The sequence below is a fragment of the Parafrankia discariae genome (assembly GCF_000373365.1).
Classification (GTDB): Bacteria; Actinomycetota; Actinomycetes; order Frankiales; family Frankiaceae; genus Parafrankia; species Parafrankia discariae.
Genome location: NZ_KB891241.1, coordinates 66301 through 86837 on the forward strand (window position 1 = coordinate 66301; position 20537 = coordinate 86837).

Here is a 20537-nt window from a genome sequence, read left to right on the forward strand (position 1 = left end):
TACCAGGCTCAGGCGGTGGCGCGGCTCCCCGTGGGCGGGACGTCCGCGGGCACGGTCTCGATCAGCGCGCCGATCGAGCGGAGCTTGCCCACCGGGTCCTCGTAGCCGCGCTCCAGGAACCGGGTGCCACTGATCAGGCTGGACCCGTCGGCGACCAGGGCCGCCATCACGTAGGCGAACCCGGCGCGCAGGTCGGGGATCTCCAGATCGGTGCCGCGCAGCCGGGTGGGGCCGCTGACGACCGCGGAGTGCTCGAAGTCCCGGGACGCGAACCGGCAGGCCTTCCCGCCCAGGCAGAACGTCGACAGGGCGATGTCCGCGCCCATCTCGTTGAGCTGGCTGGTGTAGCCGAACCGGTCCTCGTAGATCGTCTCGTGGATCACCGAGGCGCCCTTGGCCTGGGTCAGCAGCACGGCCAGCGGCTGCTGCCAGTCGGTCATGTACCCGGGGTGGACGTCGGTCTGCACGTGCGTCGCGGTGAGCTCGCGGGCCCGGTGGAAGGTGAGCCCGTGCGGGCTGACCTGGAACTCCCCGCCGAGCCGGCGCAGATGGTTCAGGAAGGTCGCCACGTGCTCCTGACGGGCCCCGACGACGTCCACCCGGCCGTTGGTCGCGACGGCCGCCGCGGCGAACGAGGCGACCTCGATCCGGTCGGGGATCGCCTCGTGCGTCGCCCCGCGCAGCGCCTCGACGCCCTGCACGACGATCGTGCGGTCGACCTCGACGTCGACCAGCGCGCCCATCTGCTGCAGGAAGAGGATCAGGTCGATGATCTCGGGCTCCACCGCCGCGTTCGAGATCACCGTGGTGCCCTTGGCCCGCACGGCGGCCAGCAGCAGGTTCTCGGTGGCCCCGACGCTCGGGAACGGCAGCGTCACGTGCGCCCCGTGCAGGCCGAGGGTCTTGACCTCGACCGAGCGGAGCTGCTCGGTGATCTCCGCGCCCATCGCGCGCAGCCCGCGCAGATGGAAGTCGACCGGCCGCTTGCCGATCCGGCAGCCGCCGGGCAGCGGGACGACGGCCTCGCCCACCCGGTGCAGCAGCGGGCCCATCATCAGGATGGGGATGCGGTTGACCCCGGAGTAGGCCTCGGCGAGCGAGGCGTCGACGATGCGCGGGGTCGTGACCCGCACCGTGTGCGAGTCGAGCCACTCGACCTGGGTTCCCAGCTCGGCGAGCATGCCGAGGACGACGTCCACCTCGACGATGCGCGGCACCCGGCTCAGCGTGCAGGGCTCGGGGGTCAGCAGGGTGGCGACGAGCAGTTTGGTGACCGAGTTCTTGGCGCCGGAGACCTCGACGGACCCGGTGAGCGGCGCACCGCCGACGATCCTGTACCAGTGGCGGTCCGAACCCGCGGGTGTGGTCGTACCGGAACTGGGTTCCCTCACGGGCTGCCTCCACGGCGATGAGTCGGATGCGCCAGGGTTTGACGAGTCGGATGCGCCAGGGTTTTCGGTGTGTCGGCCGCTGGCTGAAACCGGGGAGATTCAATCAGACCGGGTGATCGGCGCCACGGGGCGCGTCCGGCCGCGTCACCGGGCCGAACCGCCGCCGGCCCGGGTCAGGTGGCCGTGGTCGACGGGCCCGATCCCGGCGCCGAGCGGGAAGCCGGCGGCGAGCGCCCCGGTCACATAGGTCTTGGCCGCCCGTACCGCGGTCGGGACGTCGTCGCCCCGCGCCAGGTGCGCGGCGATCGCCGAGGCGAGGGTGCAGCCCGTCCCGTGGGTGTGCTCGCGCGGCAGCCGCCCGGCGCGCAGCAGGACGTCGGTCGACCCGTCGGTCAGCAGATCGACGGCGTCGCCCGGCAGATGGCCGCCCTTGACCAGCACCCACGTCGGGCCCAGCGCGAGCAGGGCCGCCGCGGCCCGGTGCAGGCCGGTCTCGTCGGTGACCTCGACGCCGGTCAGCAGCCGCACCTCGTCCAGGTTCGGGGTGACGACGGTCGCGCGGGGGAGGAGCTCGGTGCGCAGCACGTCCACCGCGTCGGCGGCCAGCAGCGGGTCGCCGTGCTTGGAGACGCCCACCGGGTCGACCACGCACGGTGCCCCCAGCCCGGCGAGCTCCCGGGCCACCACCCCGACGAGGGTCGCGGAGGAGAGCATCCCGGTCTTCACCGCGTCCACGCCGATGTCGTCGGCGACGGCGCGGATCTGCGCCCGTACCGCCTCCGGCGGGAGGTCCCACACGCCCTGCACGCCGAGCGAGTTCTGCGCCGTCACCGAGGTGATCGCGCTCATCCCGTGGACACCGAGCGCCAGCATCGTCTTGAGGTCCGCCTGGATGCCGGCGCCGCCGCCGGAGTCCGATCCGGCGATGGTCAGCACCCGGGGCGGGGCCGGGTTCTTTGGTATCGCTGGCGTCATGGCGTGTGGATCCTCACAGTGAGGTCTGGAGCGGGCCTGGCGGGCCTAAAACGGCCGAGTTCACCGGCGGCGGGGCGAGGTTCCTCCGTGCCAGTCGGGCGATCAGAGCAAATTCCTCGCCGCGGACCCTCTCATCCGGCCCGTTTGCCTGTTACCTTCTGTCAGCCCGTGTCTGCTCGACGGGCTGTCGACGTCCGACGAGGGAGCGTCTGTGGTCCACGCCTATATCCTTATCCAGACCGAGGTCGGCAAGTCGGCATCGGTGGCCAAGGAGATCGAGCAGATCCCGGGGGTCACCCAGGCCGAGGATGTGACCGGTCCCTATGACGTCATTGTGCGCGCGCAGGCGGCCAGCGTCGATGACCTGGGAAAACTCGTGATGTCACGGGTCCAGTCGGTCGACGGCATCACTCGTACCCTGACATGCCCCGTCGTCCACTTCTGACTCGGTGGGCCCCGTCCGCCGGCTCGTGCCCCAGGGCGCGGGCCGCGCGGCGGGTCCGGCTTCTCCCGTTCTGCCTCGCCGGCCTGGCGGGTCTGGCGGCCGGGCCGCTCACCGCGTGTGGTGGGCCCGGGCCGGTGGCGATCACCGGCGCGCCCACCCCGGCCGGTGCGGACCGGACGTCCTGCGAGGCGCTGACCGCCGCCCTGCCCGACTCGCTGGGTGACGGCCTCGACCGCCGTAAGGTGGAGCCCCCGGCTCCCACCGCGGCGGCCTTCGGCTCCGATCCGGTCGTTCTCACCTGTGGCGCCTCCGGCGTCGCGGCGACCTACCGACCCGACTCGATCCTCTCCGAGGTCGACGAGGTCGCCTGGTTCACCGAGGACGTCGGTTCCCAGGTCCGCTACTCCACCCCGACCAGGACCCCCCAGGTCGTTCTCACCCTGCCGGCGGACCGGCAGGCCTTCGAGGTACTGGTCGCGCTGGCCCCGGCGGTTCGCGAGCACACCAGATCCACGACTGCCTGACGCCCGGCCCCGGAGCCGGTGTCCGCCGGGGTCGGTGTTCTTCGTCGGGGTCGGGCGTCAGCGAAGGCCCGCGCCGTCGCGCAGGGCGAGCTGGACGAGCTGGTCCACCAGGGCCGCGTAGTCGAGCCCGGAGGCCGCCCACATCCGCGGGTACATCGACATCGGGGTGAACCCGGGCATCGTGTTGACCTCGTTGAGGACGATCTCGCCTGACGGCGTGACGAACATGTCGACCCGTGCCAGTCCGGCGCAGTCCAACGCCTCGAACGCGGCGACCGCGGTCGCGCGGACCCGCTCGGTCAGTGCGTCCGGCAGGCGCGCGGGCACGTCGAAGACGGCCCCGTTCGAGAGGTACTTCGCCTCGAAGTCGTAGAAGCCGGCCGACGAGGTGATGGTGACCTCGGCCGGCACGCTCGCCCGGGGGCCGGAGCCGTCGAGGCTGTCGAGCACGCCGCACTCGATCTCGCGGCCGACGACCGCCGCCTCCACGAGTGTCTTCGGGTCGCTGGCCCGGGCCGTCTTCAGTGCCGTGTCGAGGTCGGCCCAGGCGTCCACCCGGCTGATGCCGATGCTGGAGCCGCCGCGGGCGGGCTTGACGAAGACGGGCAGCCCGAGCCGCTCGCGGTCCTGCTCCGACAGCGTCTGGCCGGGCCGCAGGACGGCGTACGGGCCGACGGGCAGCCCGGCGGCGGCGAGCATGCTCTTCATGTGCTGCTTGTCCATGGCCGCGGCGCTGGCGAACACTCCGGAGCCCACGTAGGGCAGCCCGGCCATCTCAAGCAGGCCCTGGATCGTGCCGTCCTCACCGAACGGCCCGTGCAGCAACGGGAAGACCACGTCGACGGGGCCCAGATCACGCGGCGCCGCGGACGGGTCGCGCGCCACCACAGGTGTCGCGGACGGGCTCGGGGGCAGCGCGACCGCCAGGCCGGCCGACGTGTCGACCACAGGGAGATCCGTGCCCACCGGCGCGAGCGCCGGACTGTCGTCGGGCAGTACCGCCCAGCGGCCCTCGGTGTCGATGCCGACCGGGATCACGTCGTAACGGGACCGGTCGAGTGCCCGCAGCACCCCGCCGGCGGACACGCACGAGATCGAATGCTCCGTGCTACGGCCGCCGAACAGAAGGACGAGCCGAACCCTGCGCCTGGAGGCTCCCATGCCGGGACAGTAGCCGATGCCACCGGAGCCCGGGCCGTAGCCCTCCGGGGGGCCTTCCGGGCGTCCTCGCGAGCCGCCGCGGCGCGCCCGTCAAGGCTGCCGCGGCCCGTCGATCGAGGCCGAGATGGTGCCTGATCGAGGCCGCGGCGATGCCGTCGGTCGAGCGGCAGCGGGGGGTCGTGGGCGTCGGCCGGGTCAGCCGCGGGTGACCTTGCCCGCCTTCAGGCACGAGGTGCAGACGTTGAGTCGCTTGGGCGTACGACCGACCACCGCCCGGACGGTCTGGATGTTGGGGTTCCAGCGACGGCGGGTGCGCCGGTGGGAGTGGGAGACCGACATGCCGAAGCCCGGCCCCTTGCCGCAGACGTCACACACCGAAGACACGAGAACACTCCGTCAATCGCGATGGCCGGGAACTGCCGGCCGCTCTAGCCTGTAGTCGACTGCGAGGCTACCCCAGCCGCGGCGATCGAGGTCGCCGCGGCTGTCCTGAGTTCGCGCACCGCCGGGAGCGTCCCGCCGCAGGAGCGAGCTGGCTGGTGGAAGTGGCCGGCCACCGAGAGTGTCGGTGGTCCGGTGCAGTATCGAGGGGTGCTCGACCTTGACACCCCGCTGAAGGGCCCACTGGGAGCGCGCACCGCCGCGCTGCTCGCCGACGGCCTGGAACTCGAGACCGTCGGAGATCTCCTCGACCACCTCCCGCGGCGCTACCACGAGCGCGGCGAGCTGACCGATCTCGACGAGCTCGTCGTCGGCGAGATCGCCACCGTCCAGGCCCGGGTGACGAAGGTCGTCCGGCACCAGGGCCGGCCCGGGTCGGGCGGCGGGCCGCGGCGGCGTGGCGGTGGCGGCGGAGGTCGCACGGAGATCACGGTCACCGACGGTCGCGGTGAGCTCTCGTTGGTCTTCTTCAACCAGCAGTGGCGGGCCAAGGAGCTCGTCCCCGGCACGACCGCGCTGTTCGCCGGCAAGGTGGCCGAGTTCCGCGGCCGGCGCCAGCTCATCCATCCCGAGGTCCATCTCCTCGACGCGCCCGACCCCGAAGGCGCCGCCGACGACGCGACCGGGGCGGCCGGTGTCGACGGAGCCGGCTTTTTCGACGAAGCCACCGGTTCCGACGGACCCGACGGCGCCGGGAACGGTGCCGCGGGTGCCGCGGGAGGGCCGGCACCGGTGGTCGCCGGCTTCGCCGGCTCCCTCGTCCCGATCTACCCGGCCACGGCGAAGGTCACGAGCTGGACGCTGGCGCGCTGCCTGCGGCTGGTGCTCGACTCGCTCGGCGAGTTGACCGATCCGCTGCCGGCGGCGCTGCGGTCCCGGCATCGTCTCGCCGGCCTGCGCAGAGCCTATGAACTGGCCCACCGGCCGGCCTCCCGGGCCGACATCGCCGTCGCCCGCACCCGGCTGAAGTGGGACGAGGCACTCGTCGTGCAGGTCGCCCTCGCCCAGCGGCGCCGACGCGCCGAGCTGGCCGCCACGGTGGCCCGGCCGGGGCGGGCCGGCGGCCTGCTCGACGCGTTCGACTCCGCGCTGCCGTTCGCGCTGACCGACGGCCAGCGCGAGGTGGGGGAGACCGTCGCGGCCGAGATGGCCAGGGCGTTCCCGATGCACCGGCTGCTGCAGGGCGAGGTCGGGTCCGGCAAGACGGTGGTGGCCGTGCGGGCCATGCTCACCGCCGTCGACTCGGGTGGTCAGGCCGCCATGCTGGCGCCCACCGAGACCCTGGCGGCCCAGCACCACCGGAGCCTGCTCAAACTGCTCGGCGACCAGGCCCGGGCCGGCGAGCTCGGCGTGGACGGCCCCGCGACCAGGGTGGCGCTGCTGACCGGCTCGATGCCGGCCCGGGCCCGCCGCGAGGTGCTGGCCGCCGTCGCCGACGGCACCGTCGGCCTCGTCGTCGGCACCCACGCGCTGCTCGGCGCGGACGTCACCTTCGCCGACCTGGCGCTGGTCGTGGTCGACGAGCAGCACCGGTTCGGGGTGGAGCAGCGCGACGAGCTGCGTTCGCGGGGCCGGCGCCCACCCCATCTGCTCGTCATGACCGCGACGCCCATCCCCCGCACCGTGGCCATGACCGTGTTCGGTGATCTCGAGGTCTCGACGCTGAACCAGCTGCCCGCCGGGCGCTCACCGATCTCGACCTTCGTCGTCCCCTCGCTGAACAGGCCCTTCATGGACCGCATGTGGGGCCGGGTGCGCGACGAGGTCGCCGCCGGACACCAGGCGTACGTGGTGTGCCCCCGGGTCGGTGACGGCGAGGGCGGCGACGGCGGCGAGGAGCCGTCCGGGGGGCCTGTGGGTTCTGCCGGCCCGCGGGAGGGCGAGCGGGTCGGCGCGACGGTCACCGAGGTGCTGCCCCGGCTGGCCGCGGGCGAGCTCGCCGGCCTGCGCGTCGAGGGCCTGCACGGGCGGCTGCCCTCCCCGGTGCGGGATGAGATCATGAACCGGTTCGCCACCGGGGAGGTGGACGTCCTGGTCGCCACCACGGTGATCGAGGTCGGGGTGGACGTCCCGAACGCGACCGCCATGATCGTTCTGGATGCCGACTGGTTCGGGGTGTCCCAGCTGCACCAGCTGCGCGGCCGGGTGGGGCGGGGCAGCGCGCCCGGGGTGTGCCTGCTGCACACCTCCGTCGACGGCGCCGCGCCGGCCGCCGAGCGTCTGCTGGCCGTCGCCGCCACGTCGGACGGCGCCGAGCTGGCCCGGCTCGACCTTGCGCAGCGCCGCGAGGGCGACGTCCTCGGCGCGGCCCAGTCCGGCGGGCGCCGCTCGCTGCGCCTGCTCGAGCTGCTGCGGGACGAGGACCTCATCCGCGCCGCCCGCGAGGAGGCCGGGGCGCTCGTGGCGGCGGACCCCGAGCTCGTGGGCCAGCCGGCCCTGCTGCGTCGGCTCACGGCCGCCCTGGACGAGGCCAGCGCGGCCTTCCTGGAGAAGGGCTGACCTGGCGATGACGCGGATCGTCGGCGGGCACGCCGGGGGGCGACGGCTGCTGGTGCCGCCGGGCGGCGCCACCAGGCCCACCTCCGAACGGACGAGAGAGGGCCTGTTCAACACGCTCGCGACGCTGGTGGATCTCGCCGGAGCCAGGGTCGCGGACCTCTACGCGGGCTCCGGCGCGGTCGGCCTCGAGGCACTGTCGCGCGGGGCGGCGCACGCCCTGCTCGTCGACCGGGACGCGACGGCGGTCCGCACCCTGCGCCGCAACGCGGACGCCCTCGGCCTGGCGGGTGCCGAGGTGGTGCGCTCGGCGGTGGAACGGGTCCTGTCCGCGCCTCCGGCCGAGGCCTATGACGTGGTCTTCCTCGATCCTCCCTACGCGCTGCCCGGCGCCGAGCTGGACGGCGTGCTCGGGCGGCTGGTGGGCGGCGGCTGGCTGGCCCCGGGCGCGGTCTGTGTGGTGGAGCGTGCGTACCGGAGCGGTCCCGTGACCTGGCCGGACGGTCTCATAGCACTGCGTGAGCGCAGGTACGGAGAGGGGGTCCTCTGGTACGGTAATCGATCATGAGGAGGGCAGTCTGTCCCGGATCGTTCGACCCCATCACCAACGGTCACCTCGACATCATCGTGAGAGCGAGCAAGCTCTTCGACGAGGTCGTCGTCGCCGTTCTGATCAATAAATCCAAGGCCCATCTGTTCACGATCGACGAACGGATCGACCTCATCCGGGATGCGGTTCGCAGCCATCCCGACGCACCCACCAACGTCGTCGTCGACTCGTCGCACGGCCTGCTGGTCGACTTCTGCCGGGTGCGTGGCATCCAGTCGATCGTGAAGGGCCTGCGCGCCGTCAGTGATTTCGACTACGAGCTGCAGATGGCGCAGATGAACCACTCGCTGGCCGGGGTGGAGACCCTGTTCATGAGCACGAACCCGCAGTACGCGTTCCTTTCCTCGAGCCTCGTCAAGGAGGTCGCCCGCTACGGCGGCGACGTCTCCGGGCTGGTGCCGGACGTGGTCCTCAAGGGCCTGCGGGACCGCTCCGCGCCCTAGCCGCCCGGGTGCGGGCGATCCCCCGCCGGCGGCCCCCCGTGGCGCCGCCGGCGGACGTTCGTCGCCGGCTGCCCGCCGCCGACCACCAGCCGCGAACCACCCGCGGGCGGCGTTTGTTGTCTCTCCGTCGTGATGGCGTGTGCGTGGCGGGGTCGTGTCGTCGCGCCACGTCGATATCGGGCTTCCGGGCCTTCGCGGCGGGTCCGTGTCGGTTAGCGGAGTGTCGCTACCAGGTGCTCCGTCGGCCGGTCGTAACCTACCGGTCATGGATGATCTCGCTGAGCGCCTCGACCTGATCATCGCTGTGGTCGAGGGGGCGCGGGCGATGCCGCTGACGACGTCCTGCGTACTCAACCGCGCCGAGATGCTCGAGGCGCTGGAGGACCTGCGGGCGCGGCTGCCCGAGCGGCTGGCCGACGCCGACCGGGTGTTGGCGGACAGTGAGGCGATCATCGACGACGCGCACCGGCGGGCCGCCGCGATCGTGGCCGACGGTCGGCGCGAGGGCGTCCGGCTGGCCTCGGGCAGCGCGGTGGTCGCCCAGGCGGAGACCGACGCCGCGGCGATCATGGCAGCCGCCCGCCAGGCGTCGGACGACATGCGCAGCCAGATCGACTCCTACGTCGACGGCAAGTTGGCCGGGTTCGAGGAGGTCCTCGACCGCACGCTCGCCTCGGTGGCCCGGGGCCGCGAGCGGCTGGCCTCCCGGGGCGCGGTGGCGGGTGCGGCGGGTGCCCACGGCGGGGCCGGCGGGCCCGCCGGCCCGCACCAGTTCGGGGGAGTGGGGCCGGCTGCGGCCGCGCCGATGGGCGCGCGGTCCGCGGTGGTCGGTGCCGGCGGAGCGGATCTCCACCCGGCGGTCTCCGGCGCAGGCCCGGCCGGCCCGGACACGGGCGTCCCCGGCGGCGGTGGGCCGCACGGCGACCCGGTGCACGGCGGCGGGTGGTACGGCGGCGCGATGTACGGCGACAGGACGTCCGGTGGTGGCCTGCGCGGCGACGGAATGCACGGCGGCGCCGGGATGGACCCGGCTGGCGGCAACGCGGCTGGTGGCGGTGTCACCGGTGACGACGCGGCCGGTGGCGCCGGGCCGCTGAACGCCGCGGCCGCGCCCGGGCAGCGGGCGGACCCCGACCGTCCGGAGGACGGCGAGCGGTGGACCGGCGTACCCGCCGCCCGCGGTGGCATGACGGGCCATGTCCGGCTGACCTCCGGCGTGGGAGCACCGATCGGATAGTCTGGTGGTCCGTGCCCGGTGACGTGGGCACGTCCTCCCGGCACACCCAGGTCGTCACCCGGGTCGTTCGGCCTTCGGGCCGGGTCGGCCGGCATCCACGCCGATCGACTCACGACCGGCCAGGTGGCGGCAGTTCGGGAGGCACGGGGCGGGTCCATCCCGGGTCCACACGACCGGTGCCCGTCCCCAGGTCACTCCGACACCGACCGCGACGTGAGAACATCTGCTGTGACAGCCATGACCACACAACGAGCCCGTCGGCGCACCCCCCGGGGGCCCTACGTCCTCGACACCCGAGAGCTCGGCCGCCGGCCGGGCTCGCTGCGCCGTGTCGAGACGACGATCGTCCAGCCATCGGACTTCGGCACCGAGCTGGTGCGCGTGCCCACCGGTGCCACCGTGCGGCTCGACCTGCGGCTCGAGTCGGTCATGGAGGGCGTCCTCGTGAGCGGGGTGGTCACCGTCCCCCTCGCCGGAGAGTGCGGTCGCTGTCTCGACGAGATCTCCGACTCGATGTCCGTGGACATCCTCGAGCTGTTCTACTACCCGGAGCGGGCCGTCGAGACCGACGACGAGGACGACACCAGCGTCCTCGTGGACGACCACGTCGACCTCGAGCCGGTGGCGCGTGACGCGGTCGTGCTCGACCTCCCGCTGTCGCCGGTCTGCCGTCCCGACTGCGCCGGCCTGTGTGTCGACTGCGGGGGGCGGCTCGACGATCTCGGGCCGGACCATTCCCACATCCAGCAGGACCCGAGGTGGGCGGCTTTGTCCGGCCTTGCCGAGGCCCCTGCCACCACCGATAACAAGGAGAAGGACTAGTGGCAGTCCCGAAGCGGCGCACCTCGCGCAGCAACACCCGGTCCCGTCGGGCGCAGTGGAAGGCGAAGGCGCCGACGCTGGCCAAGTGCTCGCGCGGGCACACTGTCCGGCCGCACACCGCGTGCCCGACCTGCGGCCGTTACAACGATCGCCAGGTGCTCGACGTCTGACCACGGTGTGGCACGTGTCGCTGTCGACCTGATCGGAGCGGGCTCCCCGCCGGGCGACCTGCTCGGCGAGCTCACCGCGATCCTCGGTGCCGATCCGCGGGTGACCCTGACCGTGGTGGCGCCCACGGACACGGTCGCTCCCGCGCTCGCCGAGCACGGTGTGCTTGAGAGCGGCCGCGTCCGGCTGGTGAACGTTTCACGCGGCGTGGCGTCGGGCCCCGAGGCGCTGCGTGAGGTTCGCGCGCGCCGGGATGCCGGGGTCCGCGTCGCGGCCCGCCTCGTCCGGGACGGGCACGCCGACGCGATGGTCTCCGTGGCTCCGCTCGAGGCGGTCATCGCGGCGGCCGGGTTCACGTTCGGGCTGGTGCCCGGCGCGACCCGGGCCGCCGCGGCCACGGTCGTCGGGCCGGCAGAGTCCCCGGTGATCCTCTGTGACGCGGGCGGCTCGGTCGACGTCACCGCCGACGAGCTGGCCCAGTTCGCGCTCGCGGGCGCGCGGTTGGCCCGGGTGCGGCACGGTGTCGGCGTTCCGGCGGTCGGGCTGCTCTCGGCGCGGTTGGCCCTGCCGGACCCGCTGCGCCGCTCGGCCGGTGACCTGCTCGCGTCGCTGGGCCTCGACTTCGTCGGTCCGGTCACCGCCGACCGGCTCCGGACCGGAACCGGCGTCGACGTCGTCGTCACCGACGGATTCACCGGCGACGTGGTGCTCTCCGCGCTGTACTCCGGCGCGCACCGAGCACGGCACGAGACGGATCCGGCCTGCTGGCAGGCGAACAGTTCGGACCTTCAGGGGGGAATCATCGTGCTGGGAGTGGACGGGACGGCCATCCGAGCGGGTGGGCCGGCGGCGACGGCCCCGGTGGGGCCGGGAGCCCTGCCGGAAGCTGTCCGCGCCGCCGTGGGCGCCGTGCGTTCCGGGCTTTCCGGGGCGGTGCGGCAGGCCATGTCGACGCTCGTCGACCGCCGCCGGGAACTGGCGGGGCTGTCCCGATGAGCCGGTCACAGTCGGTCACCCCGCCTCGGGACGGGTTGGTGGAGGCGCTCGACGTCCACATCGACCCCGAACTGCTCGACCGTGCGCTGACCCACCGTTCGTACGCGTACGAGAACGGCGGGCTGCCGACGAACGAGCGGCTGGAGTTCCTCGGTGACGCGGTGCTCGGCCTGATCGTCACGGCCGCGCTGTTCCGTCGCCATCCCGACCTTCCCGAGGGGCAGCTCGCCAAGCAGCGCGCCTCGGTGGTGAACATGCGGGCACTGGCCGACGTCGCCCGGCGGATCGGCTCGGCGGGCATCGGGCCGTACCTGCTCCTCGGCCGTGGTGAGGAGGCGACCGGCGGGCGGGACAAACCCAGCATCCTGGCCGACACACTGGAGGCGGTTATCGGGGCGGTCTACCTCTCGAACAGCCTCGACGTGGCCTCCGGGTTCGTCCACCGGCTCTTCGACCCGCTCCTCGACGAGGCGGCCGGCCGCGGCGCCGGGCTGGACTGGAAGACCTCGCTGCAGGAGCAGACGGCCCTGCTGGGCCTCGGCCCGCCCGACTACGCCGTCACCGAGGCCGGTCCCGATCACGCGAAGCGGTTCACCGCGTTCGCGCGGGTCGCCGGCGAGGTGCTCGGCGAGGGTGAGGGCGGCAGCAAGAAGGAGGCCGAGCAGCGGGCCGCGGCCGCGGCCTTCGCGGTGCTCGAGAAGCGCTCGGCGGTGAACGCCCAGGACGAGCTGACGGCTGACGCCACCGGCACGGCCGGCGCTACCACCGACAGGGTCGGCGCTACCCCCGACAGGGTCGGCGCTGCTGGCGCGGTCGGTGCCGCGGCCGGCGGGCCGGGCGAGGCCGCCGCCGCCTCGGGCAACGGCGCCGCCTCCGTGGTGGGACTCCCGATGAGCCCCGCTGTCGGTGATGCCTGAGCTGCCCGAGGTCGAGGTCGTCCGCCGGGGCCTCGAACGCGGTGTGGTCGGCCGCACCGTCGCCGGGGTGGAGGTCCGTCACCCGCGGGCGGTCCGCCGCCATCTCGCCGGGGCTGACCACTTCGCCGCCTCGCTCGTCGGGCGGACGGTGGCCACGGCACGTCGGCGCGGCAAGTACCTGTGGCTCGGCCTGGCGCCGCCCGAACCGGCCGGGTCGGCTGAACCGGCCGGGTCGGCTGAACTGATCGGGCCGCCGGAACCGCGGGGGTCGGTGGCCGGTGACGCGCTGCTCGGTCATCTCGGGATGAGCGGCCAGCTCCTCGTGGTTCCGGCGGACAGCCCGGACCAGGTGCACCTGCGGGTCCGTTTCCGGTTCACCGACGAGGGCCGCGAGCTGCGCTTCGTGGACCAACGGACCTTCGGTGGTCTTGCTGTGGTCTCAGGTGGGGCGGAGCTGCCGGCCCCGATCGCCCACATCGCGCCGGACCCGCTCTCCGCAGACTTCGATCCGGAGCGCTTCGCCGACGCGCTGCGCCGCCGGCGCACCGGCCTCAAGCGCGCCCTGCTCGACCAGACGTTGATCAGCGGCGTGGGCAACATCTACGCGGACGAGGCCCTGTGGGCCGCGCGCCTGCACTACGCCCGCCCGACCGAGACGGTCACCCGCGCCGAGGCGCTGCGGCTGCTCGACGCGGTCCGCACCGTGATGACGGCGGCGCTGGCAGCCGGCGGTACCTCCTTCGACCGCCTCTATGTCTCGACCGAGGGCGTCAGCGGGTTGTTCGAGCGCTCGTTGGAGGTCTACGGCCGCGGCGGCCAGGCGTGCTCCCGCTGTTCCTCGACCATCCGTCGGGACGCGTTCATGAACCGCTCCAGTTTCAGCTGCCCGGCGTGCCAGCCTCTGCCCCACCGGGTCCGGTGATAAGCTTCGAACGCACGTTCGAATCTGCATTGTTCGATTGTTCGAATGAGCATCGTTCGAATCAGCATCGTTTGGATCAGCCCCGTCGGTGGCCGTGACCGGGGGCGCTGGCGATGACAGCCGTGCCCGGTCCGGCGGGGCCTCACAGACTGTGTCCCCTTCTGGTATCCACTCCGGAGGAGGACCGTGGACGGAGGCGCCATGAACCCCGACGCTCTGCTCGGCCGCGTGCGCAAGCTGCTGGCGATGGCGGAGGCTGAGGGTCTGCCCCACGCGGCCCGTGAGAGCTACAACGCCAAGGCGGCGGAGCTCATCGCCCAGTACGGCATCGACCGGGCGCTGATCGAGGACGGCTCGCCCACCGGCCCCGCCGCCGGCGACGTCGTGATGGGTATCGACGCGCCGTACGCGCGGGACAAGATCTCCCTGCTCGCGAGCGTCGCCGACCCCCTCGGCTGCCGGCTCGTGCACCGCACGGTGCCGTCCCCGGTGGGCAGCGGCGGGGCGACCACGCACTCCGCGCACCTGTTCGGCATGGCGGTCGACATCGAGCGGGTGCAGATGCTCTACACCTCGCTGCTCGTCCAGCAGGCGCACGGCCTCTCGGCGGCCCGTCCGCCGGCCTGGGAGGATCCGCGAGCCTTCCGCCGGTCCTGGATGGCGGGCTTCGCCGTCGCCGTCCGCGACCGGCTGGCCCAGGCCGAGGAGGCGGCGCGTCGAAGGGCGGAGGAGAGTCGGGCGACCGCTCCAGCGGCGGCCGGAGCGGCCGCCCGGCGTTCGGTCGCGGTCGTGCTCGCCGGCCGGGAGGGCCTGGTCGAGGCGCATCTGGCCCGCGTCTATCCGCGTTTGCGCACGACCCGGACGAGGCAGCTCTCAGGATCCGGCGGTCGGGACGGCTATCAGGCCGGCCAGCGGGCAGACCTCGGGGAGGGCAGGCGGGTTCCGTCGCAGCGGCGGGCGCGGCGGCAGATCAGTTGACCGGATGACAGGGCCGTGCGCCGATCCGCCCGGGGCTGACCTGGAGTCGGTTCGGCGCCAGGAGTCGGTGCGACCAGGACCTGGCCGCACCGACTCGCCAGTTGCCTACAGCCCCCCGCCGGGCAGGTTCGGCACCGCGGTCTGGGTCGGCCGCTCGCCGCGCGGCGGTGCGTAGCCCGGCCCGATCACCTCCTCGGAGGGGGCCGGAGCCGGTGTCACGGTGCGGACGCCCTCGGTGCTGGCGTGCGGCACCGGGGTCACCCCACCGTCCTGATGGAAGTCCTGACCACAACCGGAGAGGAGGAGCGCGGCACCTATCGAGCCCGCGGCGGCCGCACACGCGAGAGATCGCCGAATGGCGGATCGCCTCGGCGTGTGCACGCGGTCACCAACGGTGGTCTCGCTCGACGGCGTCCCACGTCGCGGCCCGGCCTGAACGTTGGCCTGGGCGTCCCTGTTGAGCTGCGCGCTCTCGATGCACATGGTGTCCACAATGGCTAGTACCCTACCGCCCCGATGAACGAGGTTCGCGCGACGAAGGGCGCCTCCGGCGGGGACGTGGTCCGCCTCACCGCCCGGGTCGAAGGTCTTGTCCAGGGAGTCGGGTTCCGTGACTACGTGCGCACCAGGGGCCGTCGTCTCGGGCTTGCCGGCTCTGCCACCAATCTGCCCGACGGTGCCGTGGCAGTGATCGCGGAGGGTGAGCGGGACGCCTGCGAGGCGCTGCTCGAGTTGCTGGTGACCGGCCACACGCCGGGGCACACCGAGCGGGTCGATCATGTCTGGGGCGAGCCGCGAGGCGGATTGGCGGGCTTCGTGCGGCGCTGAAGCGCGTACGAAGCGCGCGAACGCGTCGATTGAACAGGCGCGCAATCTGCGGCGACGCGTGTACGAACGGCGTCGAACTTCGCGGAGAAGCCTTCGGCGGGCTGAGTGCGTTTTTGCCCGGCGGGACCACGCCGTCGCTGCGGGGATTGTTGATCAATGCTGTCCGCTGTCACTTCGCGCCGCACTGCTTCCCTTGCGGCATCGCATGATCGTGGCTGGTGGCGGGCCCGAACGTGGAAGGAAGCGGATGAGGAACAAGCCACCTGTCGAACTCGCCACATGGCCGGGCGGCGGTGAACGTGTCGCATCTGGTCCCGGGTCATGTGTCCCACCGGGTGTACGCCGGCGAGGATTTTCCGATGTTCGGCGGACCAGGCAGGGGCCTTGTGGCATGCTCTTGACTTTCGGTCGCCTGACGTGGGATTCTTAGGTCATTCTCTGGGCCGCGCTCCGATCTTTCTGGTCCCGTCGCGCCCAACATCCCGCTAGGTCACTCATCGTGGAGGACCATCACCATGGCGAAGGCCCTTTTCGGCCACGTCGGTTCCGGCAGCGACATGCGTCTCTCGTACGAGGTACGCCGTCTTCGCGCCCGAGTAGCTGAGCTCGAGTCCGAGCTTGCGCGCGTCCGGGCGGTGAACGAGGCACTCGTGGACGGTGTCGACGTCCCTGCCGATGTGCGCGCGCTCGACGTGGAGCCCGCGCTCACCTGAGCCACCGAGCCCCGACATCCGGGCCACTCCGTGTGCCCCATATGCAGTGTCCAGCACGGCGTGGACCCCCCTGGTCCGTCGGTCGGGCAAGTTCCGTCGTGCCCGCGTGCGTCCCATTCGGGTGTGCCCTGGCGTCTTATGGGCACACCTGGGTGTGCATGTGGTGAGCTATGCCCGACATTCATTGCTCAGGGTGAGCCTCTTGTAGCTCTGAGTATTTTTACCGCGCCCGGGTAGAGGTCGACTATTGGCTCCGCCGTCGCGGGCCGGGTCGGGCTGACACGGGCCCGGCACGCCGTCCGCGCGTGCCCGGCAGCGGTCGTGGGTGTCGTGGGTACGGGGCCGGCCTCCGGCCGTCGCGTCCCCGCGTGATGCCGTTCTGTCCTGCGGCGACGTGCGGGGCGGGGCGGCGCTCGCCGGGCCGTCAGGCGTCCCTCGGTACCATGAGCGGGACGAATGTTCGGTCGATCTTCGTCCGGGCCGGCGATCACCGGCCCGGTAACGGGGTTCGCGTCCCCTCCGCCGCCCGGAGCCCGGTGCATCTCAAGAGCCTCACCCTGCGGGGTTTCAAGTCGTTCGCGAGCTCGACCACCTTGCATCTCGAGCCCGGCATCACCTGTGTCGTGGGTCCCAACGGCTCGGGCAAGAGCAACGTCGTCGACGCGATCGCCTGGGTGCTGGGCGAGCAGGGTGCCAAAGCCCTGCGCGGCGGCACCATGTCGGACGTCATCTTCGCCGGCACGCCGTCCCGTCCCGCGCTCGGCCGCGCCGAGGTGCTGCTGACGATCGACAATGCCGACGGCGCGCTGCCGATCGAGTACTCCGAGGTCACCGTCGGCCGGTTGATGTTCCGCAGTGGTGAGAGCGAATACACCATCAATGGCACCACCTGCCGACTCCTGGACATCCAGGAGTTGATGAGCGATTCCGGCATCGGCCGCGAGCTTCACGTGATCGTCGGCCAGGGGCAGCTCGACGCGGTCCTGCATGCCCGGCCGGAGGACCGCCGCGCCTTCATCGAGGAGGCGGCCGGTGTCCTGAAACATCGCAAGCGCAAGGAAAAAGCCCTCCGCAAGCTCGAGGCGATGGCCGCGAACCTCACCCGCCTCACCGACCTGTCCGCTGAGCTGCGGCGTCAGCTCGGGCCGCTCGGCCGCCAGGCGGAGATCGCGCGCAAGGCCGGTGTGATCCAGGCGGCGCTGCGTGATGCCCGCCTCCGGCTGCTCGCGGACGATCTGGCCACCGCCCGTTCGGCGATCGCCTCCGACGCGGCGGACGAGGACGCACTGCGGCTGCGAGTCGCCCAGACGGAGAAGGCGCTCGCCGACGGGCAGCGCCGGGAGGCAGACCTGGAGGCGCGGCTGGCCGTGGTCGTCCCGCGGGCGGCGGCGGCGGCCGAGACCTGGTACGGCCTGGCCTCGATCCGGGAACGCCTGCGCGGAAGCAGGTCGCTCGCCGCCGAGCGCTCCCGCCTGTTGGGCTCGGCGGAGGAGCACCGTGGCGGCCGAGACCCGGAGGAGCTGGAGCAGGAGGCGACGGCCGTCCGGGAGCAGGAGCTCGCGCTCACCGAACGTCTCGAGCTGGACCGGGAGACCCTGGAGGAGGTCGTCGCCCGCCGGAGCTCGCTGGAGGAGGAGCTCGCGGGGGAAGAGAGGGCGCTTCTCGCCGCCGCGAAGGCGGCTTCGGACCGTCGGGAGGGAATCGCGCGGCTCGGCGGGCGGGTGGAGGCCGCGAGGTCCCGCGCGGGGGCCGCCGAGGCGGACATCGTGCGGATGACCGAGGCGCTGGAGGCCGCCCGGGCCCGGGACGCCGAGACGGCCGGGTCCCGCTCCGCGCTCGACACCGAGCTCGCGCGGATCGAGACCGCCCGCGACGAGGTCGCGCAGCGGCACAGCGAGGCCGTCGCCGTCCACGAGGCGGCGAGCGAGCGCCTTGAGGCCCTGCGGGACGCCGAGCGGGCGGCGGAGCGTGACCGTGCCTCCTGGCAGGCCCGCCGCGACGCGCTGGAGCTCTCCCTCGAACCGGCGGACGGTGCGAGCGCCCTGCTGCGCGCGGCGGCGGGGGAGACGACACCAACCGACGCCGGTACGGGAGCCACCGGAGGCGCCGAACACGGCGACGGGGGCGACGGCGCGGGCGCAGGGGCTGGGGGTGGCGGTGGGGCCGGTAGCCGCAAGCGCCGTCCGGGCCGCGGCGGCCGGAACGACCCACGGCAGGCCGCCCCGGCCCAGCTTCCGCCGCTCGAGCCCGCGGTTCAGATCATCGGCCGGCTCGCCAGCTTCGTCACCGTCGCCCCGGGGGCACAGGCGGCGATCGCCGCGGCCCTGGGTCCCGCCGCCGACGCGCTGCTCGTCGGCACTCCGGCCGACGCGCTGGCCGCCCTGCGCTGGCTGCGCACCGCCGACGCCGGCCGGGCCGCCCTCGTCCCGGCCGACCAGGCGAACCAGCTGGAGCGGGCTGGCCAGCTGGACCGGGCTGACGGGACGGACCGGGCTGACGGGGGCGGTGGTACCCCGCGGGGGCTGCCCGTGGACCGCGACCCGGATCTGCCTGCCGGCGCCGTGCCCGCGCTGGACCTGGTCAGGGTGGTCGACGCCCGGTACGCGCCCGCGGTGCGGGAACTGCTCGCCGACACGGTCGTCGCCGACGATCTCGACGTCGCCGGGCAGGTGATCGCGGCCAACTCCCGGGCCCGGGTCGTCACCCGGGACGGGGACGTCGTCGGGCCCCGGTCGGCGGTCGGTGGCAGCGCCACGCCGCCGTCGGTGCTGGAGATTCAGACCGCCGCGGACGAGGCCGACCGCGGCGCGACCGAGGCGTCCGCCCGCCGGGAGGCGGCCCGCGAGGAGATGGGCCCCGCACGGGCCGAGGTCGAGCGGGCCCGCGGCGCCATCGACGCCGCGCTCGCCGAGCGCCATGCCGCCGACGCGCGGCACCGGGCTCTGTCCGAGCACCTGGTCCAGATCGAGCGGACCAGGGGCTCCGCCGCCGGCGAGATCAGCCGGCTCGAGCGGTCCAGGCTCGCCGCGGAGACGGCCCGCGACCAGGCGTACGGAGCGCTCACCGAGCTGGAGTCGCAGCTGGCGGCGAGCTCGTCCGAACCGGACGTGGGCGAGCGACCGCCGGCGGAGCGCGACCGGCTGGTCGCGGCGACCTCCGCGGTCCGCGCGGCGGAGGTCGAGGCCAGGCTGTCGGTGCGTACCAGCGAGGAGCGTGCCCGCGGCCTGCACGGCCGGGCCGACGCGCTCATGCGCGCGGCGGCCAACGAGCGGGCCGCCCGGGCCGCGGCGGCCCGGCGCCGGGAGGTCCGCGAGCGCCAGTCCGCGATCGCGGCCGCGCTGGCCGACGCCGCCGGCGTCGCGCTGGACGCGCTGGAGGGGTCGCTCGCCGCCGCCACGACCGAGCGGGAGACGGCCGAGGCGGTCCGGCGCGAGACCGAGGCCGAGCTCGGCACGGTGCGCGAGCAGACGCGGGGCCAGGCGACCGAGCTGGCCGCGCTGCGCGACGCGGCGCACCGCGACGAGCTGGCACGGGCGGAGAAGCGCCTGCGGGTCGAGACCCTGGAGGCGAAGACCCTCGAGGAGCACGGCGTCGCGGCGGACGACCTGATCGCCGAGTTCGGCCCGGGTGTCCCGGTGCCGCCCGACGAGCCGGACGGCGTGCCGACGCCGTTCGACCGGGCCGAGCAGGTGGCCCGGGCGGCCCACGCGGAGAAGCAGCTCGCCCGGCTCGGCAGGATCAACCCGCTGGCCCTGGAGGAGTTCGCCGCGCTCCAGGAGCGGGCCGCCTTCCTCTCCACCCAGCTGGACGACCTGAAGAGCACCCGACGCGATCTCCTGCTGGTGGTCGACGAGGTCGACGCACGGGTGCGGGAGGTGTTCGAGACGGCGTTCGCCGACACCGCGCGCGAGTTCGAGGTGGTCTTCGCCACGCTCTTCCCGGGCGGTGAGGGGCGCCTCGTCCTTACCGATCCGGACGACATGCTGACCACCGGGATCGAGGTCGAGGCGCGCCCGCCGGGCAAGAAGGTCAAGCGGCTGTCGCTGCTCTCCGGCGGGGAGCGCTCGCTCACCGCCCTCGCGCTGCTGCTCGCGATCTTCCGGGCCCGGCCCTCGCCGTTCTACGTCCTGGACGAGGTCGAGGCGGCGCTGGACGACCGGAACCTGGGCCGGCTGCTCAACGCAGTGGAGGGGCTGCGACAGAAGTCGCAGTTGATCATAATCACGCACCAGAAGCGCACGATGGAGATCGCCGACGCCCTCTACGGCGTGTCGATGCGCGGTGACGGCGTCACCACGGTGATCAGTCAACGGCTCCGTCAGCGCGCCTCCGCCTGAGCGCGGGCGAACCGCCGGTCCGGCCGCCGGTGGGCGGTCGGAGCGTCCCCCGGGCGGGTAACGAGGGGGCGTGACCACTCCTCCGGGCCGCCCCGCTCGCGGTGGTCACGGGGTGGACGAGCGATGGTTGCCC

General features: G+C 73.5%; 20 protein-coding genes. 15 read left to right on the forward strand and 5 right to left on the reverse strand.

From position 1 onward, the window contains the following. Nucleotides 1-8 precede the first annotated feature (8 nt). Both murA and thiD read right to left on the reverse strand, forming a co-directional pair. Nucleotides 9-1391: a UDP-N-acetylglucosamine 1-carboxyvinyltransferase gene (gene murA, locus B056_RS0124715; protein ID WP_018504534.1), complete on the reverse strand. Its 1383-nt coding sequence runs from the start codon at nt 1389-1391 to the stop codon at nt 9-11. Between the two features lie 144 nt (nt 1392-1535). Next, nucleotides 1536-2366, reverse strand: a complete 831-nt coding sequence (gene thiD / locus B056_RS0124720) for a bifunctional hydroxymethylpyrimidine kinase/phosphomethylpyrimidine kinase (protein WP_084647240.1) — start codon at nt 2364-2366, stop codon at nt 1536-1538. A gap of 211 nt (nt 2367-2577) precedes the next feature. On the opposite strand from thiD, the gene B056_RS0124725 reads away from it, so the two are divergent. Beyond that, nucleotides 2578-2811 carry an Lrp/AsnC family transcriptional regulator gene (locus tag B056_RS0124725; RefSeq protein WP_018504536.1) on the forward strand — a complete coding sequence of 78 codons (234 nt, stop codon included), beginning with the start codon at nt 2578-2580 and terminating at the stop codon, nt 2809-2811. Nucleotides 2812-2945: 134 nt separating this feature from the next. Continuing rightward, nucleotides 2946-3335 carry a DUF3515 family protein gene (locus tag B056_RS0124730; protein WP_018504537.1) on the forward strand — a complete coding sequence of 130 codons (390 nt, stop codon included), beginning with the start codon at nt 2946-2948 and terminating at the stop codon, nt 3333-3335. 57 nt (nt 3336-3392) lie between these two features. On the opposite strand, the gene B056_RS0124735 is transcribed toward B056_RS0124730, so the two are convergent. Together B056_RS0124735 and rpmB are read right to left on the reverse strand one after the other, a co-directional pair. After that, nucleotides 3393-4496, reverse strand: coding sequence for a D-alanine--D-alanine ligase family protein (locus B056_RS0124735; protein ID WP_026240107.1), 1104 nt, complete (start codon nt 4494-4496; stop codon nt 3393-3395). 195 nt (nt 4497-4691) lie between these two features. After that, nucleotides 4692-4880, reverse strand: a complete 189-nt coding sequence (gene rpmB / locus B056_RS0124740; RefSeq protein ID WP_026240108.1) for a 50S ribosomal protein L28 — start codon at nt 4878-4880, stop codon at nt 4692-4694. A 207-nt stretch (nt 4881-5087) separates the two neighbouring features. On the opposite strand from rpmB, the gene B056_RS0124745 reads away from it, so the two are divergent. The 10 genes from B056_RS0124745 (at nt 5088) to B056_RS0124790 (ending at nt 14526) form a co-directional block, all read left to right on the forward strand. Then, entirely contained in the window at nt 5088-7436 is a 2349-nt protein-coding gene (locus B056_RS0124745) for an ATP-dependent DNA helicase RecG (protein ID WP_018504540.1), read from the forward strand. A gap of 7 nt (nt 7437-7443) precedes the next feature. Further along, nucleotides 7444-8001 (forward strand): 16S rRNA (guanine(966)-N(2))-methyltransferase RsmD, encoded by a 558-nt coding sequence (rsmD, locus tag B056_RS0124750; protein WP_018504541.1) that lies wholly within the window; start codon nt 7444-7446, stop codon nt 7999-8001. Then, nucleotides 7998-8486: a pantetheine-phosphate adenylyltransferase gene (gene coaD / locus B056_RS0124755; RefSeq protein WP_018504542.1), complete on the forward strand. Its 489-nt coding sequence runs from the start codon at nt 7998-8000 to the stop codon at nt 8484-8486. The genes rsmD and coaD overlap by 4 nt, the downstream gene beginning before the upstream one ends. A 265-nt stretch (nt 8487-8751) precedes the next feature. Further along, nucleotides 8752-9723: an ATP synthase subunit B family protein gene (locus tag B056_RS0124760; RefSeq protein ID WP_018504543.1), complete on the forward strand. Its 972-nt coding sequence runs from the start codon at nt 8752-8754 to the stop codon at nt 9721-9723. A gap of 237 nt (nt 9724-9960) precedes the next feature. After that, the gene (locus B056_RS0124765; RefSeq protein ID WP_018504544.1) at nt 9961-10545 is read left to right on the forward strand and encodes a YceD family protein; all 585 of its coding nucleotides are present in this window, start codon (nt 9961-9963) and stop codon (nt 10543-10545) included. Then, a complete protein-coding gene (gene rpmF / locus B056_RS0124770; protein ID WP_018504545.1) occupies nt 10545-10715 on the forward strand; it encodes a 50S ribosomal protein L32 in 171 nt (56 codons plus the stop codon). Before B056_RS0124765 ends, rpmF begins: the two co-directional genes overlap by 1 nt. A 7-nt stretch (nt 10716-10722) precedes the next feature. Further along, on the forward strand, nt 10723-11709 hold the full coding sequence (locus tag B056_RS0124775) for a phosphate starvation protein PhoH (protein ID WP_018504546.1): 987 nt from the start codon (nt 10723-10725) through the stop codon (nt 11707-11709). Then, entirely contained in the window at nt 11706-12626 is a 921-nt protein-coding gene (gene rnc / locus B056_RS37865; protein ID WP_018504547.1) for a ribonuclease III, read from the forward strand. Before B056_RS0124775 ends, rnc begins: the two co-directional genes overlap by 4 nt. Further along, the gene (gene mutM / locus B056_RS0124785; protein WP_018504548.1) at nt 12619-13548 is read left to right on the forward strand and encodes a bifunctional DNA-formamidopyrimidine glycosylase/DNA-(apurinic or apyrimidinic site) lyase; all 930 of its coding nucleotides are present in this window, start codon (nt 12619-12621) and stop codon (nt 13546-13548) included. The genes rnc and mutM overlap by 8 nt, the downstream gene beginning before the upstream one ends. Nucleotides 13549-13749: 201 nt before the next feature. Next, entirely contained in the window at nt 13750-14526 is a 777-nt protein-coding gene (locus tag B056_RS0124790; protein WP_018504549.1) for a DUF2786 domain-containing protein, read from the forward strand. 105 nt (nt 14527-14631) lie between these two features. Here the strand turns inward: B056_RS0124790 and B056_RS44740 are convergent, their stop codons facing one another. Then, the gene (locus B056_RS44740) at nt 14632-14787 is read right to left on the reverse strand and encodes a hypothetical protein (protein ID WP_018504550.1); all 156 of its coding nucleotides are present in this window, start codon (nt 14785-14787) and stop codon (nt 14632-14634) included. 255 nt (nt 14788-15042) lie between these two features. Here B056_RS44740 and B056_RS0124800 point away from each other — a divergent pair, with 255 nt between their 5' ends. The 3 genes from B056_RS0124800 (at nt 15043) to B056_RS0124810 (ending at nt 20404) form a co-directional block, all read left to right on the forward strand. After that, a complete protein-coding gene (locus B056_RS0124800) occupies nt 15043-15354 on the forward strand; it encodes an acylphosphatase (protein WP_018504551.1) in 312 nt (103 codons plus the stop codon). 515 nt (nt 15355-15869) lie between these two features. Continuing rightward, nucleotides 15870-16067, forward strand: coding sequence for a hypothetical protein (locus B056_RS0124805; protein ID WP_018504552.1), 198 nt, complete (start codon nt 15870-15872; stop codon nt 16065-16067). A 536-nt stretch (nt 16068-16603) separates the two neighbouring features. Further along, nucleotides 16604-20404: an AAA family ATPase gene (locus B056_RS0124810; protein ID WP_018504553.1), complete on the forward strand. Its 3801-nt coding sequence runs from the start codon at nt 16604-16606 to the stop codon at nt 20402-20404. Nucleotides 20405-20537: the final 133 nt, after the last annotated feature.